6 protein-coding genes and 1 pseudogene are annotated in these 7,898 nt (G+C 43.5%); 2 read left to right on the top strand and 5 right to left on the bottom strand.

The window, feature by feature from the left end; translation table 11 throughout:
- Positions 1 to 68 precede the first annotated feature (68 nt).
- Together MHM99_RS20475 and MHM99_RS20480 are read left to right on the top strand one after the other, a co-directional pair.
- Positions 69 to 1,016: an IS1595 family transposase gene (locus MHM99_RS20475; protein WP_239220425.1), complete on the top strand. Its 948-nt coding sequence runs from the start codon at positions 69 to 71 to the stop codon at positions 1,014 to 1,016.
- The gene (locus MHM99_RS20480) at positions 1,009 to 2,415 is read left to right on the top strand and encodes a TraI domain-containing protein (RefSeq protein WP_239220426.1); all 1,407 of its coding nucleotides are present in this window, start codon (positions 1,009 to 1,011) and stop codon (positions 2,413 to 2,415) included. The genes MHM99_RS20475 and MHM99_RS20480 overlap by 8 nt, the downstream gene beginning before the upstream one ends.
- Here the strand turns inward: MHM99_RS20480 and MHM99_RS20485 are convergent.
- From MHM99_RS20485 to MHM99_RS20505, 5 genes and pseudogenes are all read right to left on the bottom strand, one after another.
- On the bottom strand, positions 2,300 to 3,064 hold the full coding sequence (locus MHM99_RS20485; protein WP_239220427.1) for an AAA family ATPase: 765 nt from the start codon (positions 3,062 to 3,064) through the stop codon (positions 2,300 to 2,302). The two genes, MHM99_RS20480 and MHM99_RS20485, sit on opposite strands and share 116 nt — an antisense overlap.
- Positions 3,054 to 4,688, bottom strand: a complete 1,635-nt coding sequence (locus tag MHM99_RS20490) for a DDE-type integrase/transposase/recombinase (protein WP_155661561.1) — start codon at positions 4,686 to 4,688, stop codon at positions 3,054 to 3,056. The genes MHM99_RS20485 and MHM99_RS20490 overlap by 11 nt, the downstream gene beginning before the upstream one ends.
- A 22-nt stretch (positions 4,689 to 4,710) precedes the next feature.
- Positions 4,711 to 5,346 (bottom strand): recombinase family protein, encoded by a 636-nt coding sequence (locus MHM99_RS20495; protein WP_004587123.1) that lies wholly within the window; start codon positions 5,344 to 5,346, stop codon positions 4,711 to 4,713.
- Positions 5,347 to 5,924: 578 nt separating this feature from the next.
- Entirely contained in the window at positions 5,925 to 6,254 is a 330-nt protein-coding gene (locus MHM99_RS21430; protein ID WP_004587124.1) for a four-helix bundle copper-binding protein, read from the bottom strand.
- 779 nt (positions 6,255 to 7,033) lie between these two features.
- Positions 7,034 to 7,898 (bottom strand): annotated as a pseudogene (locus MHM99_RS20505) (IS5 family transposase); the annotation flags it as partial.

Consider the following 7,898-nt stretch of genomic DNA (forward strand, 5'->3'; position numbering starts at 1 on the left):
CCTGATTACCCACATTTCTCAGTTATTGTTATACTGTATATATAATCAGTGTTTGAGTGAGATAGATCATGGCGAAGAATCAGGTACAGTTTCAGAAGGGCTATAGCGTGTTTGATTTCATGCAAGACTTTGGCACAGAAGATAAATGTGAGAAAGCGTTATTCAATTGGCGTTTCCCCCGAGGTTATGTATGCCGCGAGTGTAGTAATACAACCTACTGTCAGCTCAAATGCAGGAAGCTATTGCAATGCAATCGATGTGGTCATCAACACTCGCTCACCAGCGGGACGCTGTTCGCACATAGCAAATTGCCTCTCACCAAGTGGTTTATGGCAATCCATTTATTGACCCAATCGAAGACTGGGTTATCTGCGATGGAATTGAAGCGCCAGTTGGGTGTGAATTATGACACCGCTTGGAAAGTGAAACACAAGCTGCTTCAGGCGATGAAAGAGAGCGAGGATAAATCCAAGATAGGCGGAATCGTCCAGCTAGACGACGTTTACTGGGGTGGAGAGCGTCGCGGGGGAAAGCGAGGACGAGGGGCAGGTGGTAAAACACCGTTTTTAGCTGCCGTTGCATTAAACGAAGAAGGCCATCCGGTGCGCATGAAGATGACGGTAGTCGAAGGATTTAAAACCAAGGTGATAGCGCAATGGTCAGAGAAATACGTGAAGTCTGATACCATTGTTATTTCGGATGGATTACCTTGCTTTCGAGCCATCGCTAGTGAAGATAAACATCATATTTATTCGAAGACGGGCGGTGACTTACACAAACTGGAACATCCAGCCTACATATGGGTAAATACCATGATAGGTAATGTGAAAAATTCGTTGAGAGGTAGTTGCCATGCGATTGCGCCGAAACACTTACCTAGACATTTGGCTGAATACTGTTTTCGATTTAACAACCGTTTTAACCTACGGGATATCATGTCAAGGCTGGCAAAGGCCGCAGTGAGAACACCACCGATGCCTTACAAGCTGTTGAAGCTAGCTGAGGTATGTGGGTAATCAGGATCTTCAAACTGCACATGGGTGTTTGGAAAAAGCGAGGGCCCGAGAAGGGAAGATACCCAGAGACAAGAAGAGTACAAACATAGATGTATTCCAAGTTATAAAGCCCAAGTGGATATACGGCGCGTGGGCGTTAGGCCTCATTCATGACATTGGTAAAGTCATTATGGATATTACGGTCTATGAACATGGTAAGGAAACAAATGTCTGGAGCCCACTTAATGAGTCGCTAGTAGCGTGGGCAAGAAGAACGGGCGTCAGAAGTTATGAAACACGTATGACAAAAGATAGACAACATGGAGCGCATGAAGAGGTAGGCGCATTGTTGGTTAAGGAAGTTATCAGTAAAGAAGGAATTGAATACATACGCGCAGGCGGCCCAATGCTGATGAACCAGATATACCAGTACATGAGCGGAAAATATATTGACGGTGCTTTTCTGCATCAGATAGTCAAGCATGTCGACGGACTGGAAACAGCCCGTGATATCAATATGCGTTGGGATAAGCATTTAGGTGAATCGAGAGTAAATGTTGAAAAAATATTTATTTCATCGGCTCGCTCTCTTTTGCCCACGATGAAGGCCAACGAGCCCAAAGGAAAGATATTCGTTTGTGGTGGAAGGGCCTTCGTAACAGTTGCGGCAATAGATCAAATCATAGCGTTTGCCAAACAAGAAAATTACAAACAGTTTCCCAGTTCAACCAAAGAGTTTTGCGAAGCATTAATGGAAGCTGGTGTAGTTGAGCCAATAAGAAACCGTAACGGAGAGGCGACTGATGAATGGTTTGGAACCCTAAAACCCGATACTGGGAATGAATACCGCGTTGTTAAGTTGGTATCCCCAATAGTTATCTATTGGGAAGGGGAAACACCAAGGTCTATACCCGGTGTTTACATCGTTGGCAATACAGGTGTTAAGGAAATTTATTCAGCTGATGGCACCTTACAAATTAACACGGGGAGAGATGCAGACGTTATTGAAAACAGCGATACAACGGAAAAACCTGCAAAGGAAAAAGAAGCTAAGAAAACACAAAAAGAAAAGACCAGCAAAGATAGCAGTACTGAGACAGGCATTGGTGCGGAATCTGAAAAAGTCGAGAGCAACATTCCTCAGATGAGTGATGCAGAAATGGCATCCCACATGGGCGCGATGGAAATGTATGTAGAAGATGATGAAGAATTTTCTACATATGAACTACATGCGCAACCTCAACATGAAAATGATAAAGCTGAAGAAGACATACCAAGACCTAAGCCAAAGAAGCCGACCCTAATTAAGACAGAAAACAAGACACCAGCTCCACCTCCAAAGCTAGAAACATACGAATTGGATACTGAAGTTGATAAAGGTGATGGTCAGCTAGATATTCCACTGCTTGGTCTTCAATAACGTCTTTTGGTTTCACATTGTCATTGGTGCATTTATCCAGGAGCCAGTAAATATAATCGCGTAAAATACCCTGCGAGGCATCGAGAGACATGGTAACCGTGCGGTAGCCAACTTCTTCCATTGTGGGAGATTTCAGGTCATTTTTAAGTTTAGGGTGGCCCGCCAATACAATAGATAACTTGCCGCCGCCCTCATGAATGACTTCCATTAGGCGTTTAAGGCCTGTCAGTGTGCGATGGTGCAGGTCATGGGCTTCATCACAAAACAACACAACAGGCTTTTTACTCTTCTTGATGAGCTCCTGCAAATCTCGCTCGCGCTTTTCGCCAAGCTTTGGTACCCGATAGCCATTATCACCTGAAACATCGTAAAACAGCGCTGTGATCAAAGTGGTTAAATTTGTCTTGGATTTTTCCACTGAGAGTGACTTTGCAACTATCACATTTTTTTCAGCAGCTAATTGTTTTTGTATTTTTTCTAGGTAGGTAGTTTTGCCAATACCGACAACACCAGTCAGTGCGATGAGCTGGCCTTCAGGTATGATCTTTTTGAGTTGTCTGAATAACCTTTTGGCCGTGTCAGTTTCAAAGAAGTCTGCATCACGAAAATACTTCTTTATACCAAAGTGTTCCATGACTTCAATTTGCATGTTCTCCACTCCTATTATGGAAATATTCTTTTATTCGTTTCATGACAGCCTCTTTATCTAAAGACTCAGACAAAATAGCATCAATCATATCTCTGTCGCCTTGCGCAAGTATTGTCAAGGGTTTACCTAAATAGTTGGATATGGCAAGCTTGGCTTTCAGTATGTTTTCAAACCGCTTTTCGTTAAACGGGTCTGGATTATCAAATTCTCGCGTTGGTACTGGCTCAACTACGTTCTTCATTGACAAAATAACTTGGTGATTCTCATCGTTTTCAGAGTCCGGTAATTTAAGTGACTTTGCTAGCGTTTCGAGTTTTCCAAGCCGCTTTTCTGTTTTGGTTTGTTTAAACTTACGATATCTATACAAGGGAATTGGACCACTGATCGGAAAATAAGCACCATATCGTTGTCCATCATGTTCAACATACAATTCGTCGTCAAACAGGCCCCACCAAAGTACGACTTGTTCACCTGCGAGGTCGGGATCTACCTCATATACACTACCGTCAACGGGAATTCTGGCATCAATACCTACTTTCCTTTTTTCAGGTTCGCGTGCGAAGGATGAAAAACGCTCCCAGCTGCACATTTGTTTAACAGCACCGTCGATATTCTGCAGCCAGTCCTCCATCCGAGAATGTGGCTCTGCTCGATGTTGATGGTCGTTATATTTCTTCAGGTAATCGCTCAACATCTGATTAGCTTCGACTTCGTTCTTTGGCTCTCGCAAGTGGTAAAGGACCTCGTGGCATTCTTTTACTGTGCGAAAGGCTCTTTCTACTTTACCTTTTGATCTAGCAGTTTTACGCCGTTTGTCCTTGCTATCTGGCATATGTACCTTCACATCAATGCCTAAATACTTCATCACAGACTGAAACACCCGACTTCGTGCAATTGGCCCGTTGTCCATGTAAATCATGTGTGGGATGCCTTGGAAGGGCACATCTGGGTCAGACTTGGGTGACATGGCATTAAAAAGGAAGCGCAGCGCATTACCAGCATCTTCACCGTGTACATTTCGGTATTCCTGATAGCAAACGCCGCTTCTATCATCAACGACAGAGTAAAGCATTAAAATCGGCAGACCTTTAGATTCGTCATACCAAAGCGGTTCGTCCACACTTTTTAAGTCAGAAGGGCTTAAATCAAATTGCCAACACTCGTTGCTGTGTCTAGCCTGAAACCTGACTGCCGGCGTGTTTTTAATAAGGTTGTGTTTGTCTAACCCAAATTGTGCTAGATACCTGTTTATTGTTGTTTTGCTGAGCTTACCTTTTTCTAGCTTGATAAAACCGTATTCTGATTCAACACCCGTACTTTCCAACAGATCAATAGCAACATTCGTTGAGATATGCCGTCCATTCTTGTTGGTGGTGCGAATTTTTAACGCGGCAATAATCTCGCAATACTTCTCCATCTCAGATATAGGAATGACTCTCGATTTGCCTGAATCCGTGCGCTTTAGTGGTTTGGGCTTGTTTACAGAACGTAGTTGTCGATAAAGAGTGCTTTCGGAAACACCATATAAATCACATGCTGATTTAACAATGTTTTTGCGTTCATCGGAGCGCGCAGGGAATAGCTCCATCCGTGAAGACAGATCTAAAAGTACCTCTGGCGCAATCCGTTTGGCTTTCATGGCACAGTTACAGAACCTCTTCTTCAAGTTTTGCCTTGCGGCGTTTGCTAACTTTGGAAATAGTGTGCCTAGAGCAACCTATCGTCCTTTCAATGAAGTTATAACTACGTCCATCATTGAGAAGTTGTAATATCCTGCTATGCAAGTCTTTGTCTTCGCGACGGCCTTTATACTTCCCCTCTATTTTGGCCTTGGCGACCCCCTGCGCTTGCATCCTTCGTCGCTCTTCGTAATTTTTTCTGGCAAAGGCAGCAAGGAAATCAAGCATCATTGAGTTAATTGAAGAGAGAATGCGTTCAGTGAATTCATCGGCGTTGCGCATCAATGCGAAACTGGACGGCAAATCAAGTGAAACAATACGAATATTCTTATCGTTAATCAGCCGCTTCAACTTTTCCCAATCTTCACTTTTGAGTCGGCTTAGCCTGTCTATTTGCTCAACTAATAAAACGTCACCAGGCATGGCGATATCCAGTAACCTAAAAAGTTCAGGCCGATGTAATTTTGCGCCGGATTCATTTTCAATAAACCAGTGAGCAACGCCGAACCCTAATTGTTCGGTAAATTTTTCTAATTCAGCTTTAGCTCTGGTTGCATCTTGCTCTTCGGTTGATGCTCTCAGGTACCCATAAACTCGAAACATAGATTTCAGTGCGTTTTACAATGGTGTCTTAATGTGAGTGCATTATAGGTTTATTTTTTGAATTAATGCACTAAATAATTACAAGTGCGTTAAGGGTATACTTTAATTGCACCAGATATTTTTGATTCCTCAGCAGTTTCCAAATAAATAATGGTATGCAAGTAGCCCCAAGCCAATGGGATACTACTACCTGGTGAGCATGTCTTTGTTAATTCAAGTAGATGAGGAAGTCATAAAGGAGTTTTTAATACAGTGGCAACAAGCAGTCGAACCTGATTAGCATCAGTAATGAGATTAAATCCTCAGTAAATACGAGCAGAATCGGAAGAATACAGTGGGTTCTTAGGGTCCGAAACCTCAACTAAAATCGAGCAAAAAAATGACCTCTGCTGAAAGAAGGGTTCTAGCGGATAATATCAAAAATATACGGTACTTAAGAAGCATGAACTGACCTCAATGTCACCCATACGAGCCAATATACTGGACTAATGAAAGGTGTTTCTCAATATTGAGAGCGCAATGAAGAAACTCTTGCGCTAGATGTGTCTTCTGCGCTCCCAAAGTACGGTTTACTTAGCTTAGGCAGCCATCTTACGGCATTCATCAGCACAAGATTTGCAAGCACGAGCACATTCTTGACAATGATCCGGTTCGTGTTTAGCACAAAGCTCACCGCAAGCTTCACATATGTCAGCACAGAGACGGCAGATTTGCTTGGCATGCTCACTTCCTCTCGCCATTGCTGCCGCAGCTAGCCGACAGATATCAGCACAGTCTAAGTCTGCACGTATGCAATCTGCCATTTTCGCAGGATCAGGCTCCTGCAAACAGGCAGTTGAACAATGGTCGCAGGCAGTTGCACATTTGTAGCAAGCTTCAATACAACTAGTAAATTTATTATGAGACATAAATTATTTCCTCTTGTTTATGGTTTATACACCTAACTTCGGCACTTTGTAGGCAAGCAGCATTTATGCCAGTCGCTTGTTATCGTGCGTATGAAATTCTAATACTCCCCTCGCACCAAGCTGCCGGCAGCTTAAATTGAAGCATCTCTGCGCTCTTAGGATCTGGAGGTACTTAAAAGATTTGTAATAATTCCTTATTATCCTGAATTAATTACAAAGAAAATATAGGAGAGTGAAAGCAGACTTTATCTTCCTCAGCAATATCGTGAACTATCACGTCCTAACGCGGTGCTTGGGATAGCGGGTTGCGCTTTGTGCGGACAGAGTAAATAGCTTCCTGCTCAGTGTTAGGTTCAGCGGCTATCTCTTCTGTTTCATTAAACAGCTCCCCCAGCCCTGGTTACATTGGCTTTGTTGCTTTTCCCATCCTGCTTCTGCTGCACCAGGCGAAACTGTTCCTCCAAAAATTGCGGTTCTCCAGTTGCTCAAAACTGTTCCTCAAGTTCAGCGATGCAGCAATTGCTTCGTTAATTGCACTAAATACCAAATGTGATTAGAAATCTTACCAGATTCAGTAAACCCAAAGGTTTCAGCCCATAGTCAGCCTGCTCCGCAAAACTAGCCGCAAACTAGGGAAACTGCGAATAAGTCCCGCAGTTTAACGCTTAGTTAAGCCGCAGCATCACCTGCCTAATTTTTAAACTCTAATTTTGCAATTTAGGCCAATATGCCGTTGTTTTAGGCAGGATTTTGGCCTTATTCCGGGCTATTCCCGGATTTTAGACAGATCTTGGCTGTCGTCGTAACATCTGGTCTACTTTAAACAGGTTCGCCAAGGTGAATAGCATGGCTAACTGTGAGTCATTTTTTATCAATCCCTTATAGCGAGCTTTGATAAAACCAAATTGGCATTTGATGATGCGAAACGGGTGTTCCACCTTCGCCCGAATGCTGGCTTTTAAATATTCGATGTTGATGGCAGTTTTGTTTTTGCGGGGATGCTTTTTCAGTGCCCGAACTTTTCCGGGACGCTCAGCAATCAACTATTCCACATCCTTTTCTTTAAGTTCTTCACGCTTCTCTGCGCCTTGATATCCAGCATCGCCAGAGATGAATTCCTCATCGCCATGCAACAGGTTCTTCATCTGATTCAGGTCATGTTCGTTGGCGGCGGTGGTCACCAGCGTATGAGTCAGACCGCTCTTGGCATCCACACCGATATGGGCTTTCATACCGAAGTGCCACTCATTACCTTTCTTGGTCTGATGCATATCCGGGTCACGTTCATTCTTTTTGTTTTTAGTGGAGCTGGGGGCTTCAATAATCGTGGCATCCACCAGTGTGCCCTGCGTCATCATCACACCGCAGTCAGACAGCCATTGATTGACCGTTTTGAATAATTGGCGAGTCAGCTTGTGTTTTTCCAGCAAGTGCCGGAAGTTCATAATGGTTGTGCGGTCAGGAATGGCTTTATCCAGTGATAGTTGCGCAAATTGACGCATCGAAGCAATTTCATATAACGCATCTTCCATCGCTTCATCACCGAGGCTATACCATTGCTGCATACAATGAATGCGAAACATGGTCTCAAGCGCATACGGACGTCTGCCATTGCCTGCTTTAGGATAAAAGGGTTCAATCACT

Source organism: Alteromonas sp. MmMcT2-2 (assembly GCF_022348305.1).
GTDB lineage: Bacteria > Pseudomonadota > Gammaproteobacteria > Enterobacterales > Alteromonadaceae > Alteromonas > Alteromonas macleodii.

Bases quoted from the DNA above. Each gene is read 5' to 3' on its own strand.
- MHM99_RS21430 (WP_004587124.1), bottom strand. From the start codon at position 6,254: ATGTCTCATAATAAATTTACTAGTTGTATTGAAGCTTGCTACAAATGT.
- MHM99_RS20475 (WP_239220425.1), top strand. From the start codon at position 69: ATGGCGAAGAATCAGGTACAGTTTCAGAAGGGCTATAGCGTGTTTGAT.
- MHM99_RS20495 (WP_004587123.1), bottom strand. From the start codon at position 5,346: ATGTTTCGAGTTTATGGGTACCTGAGAGCATCAACCGAAGAGCAAGAT.
- MHM99_RS20485 (WP_239220427.1), bottom strand. From the start codon at position 3,064: ATGCAAATTGAAGTCATGGAACACTTTGGTATAAAGAAGTATTTTCGT.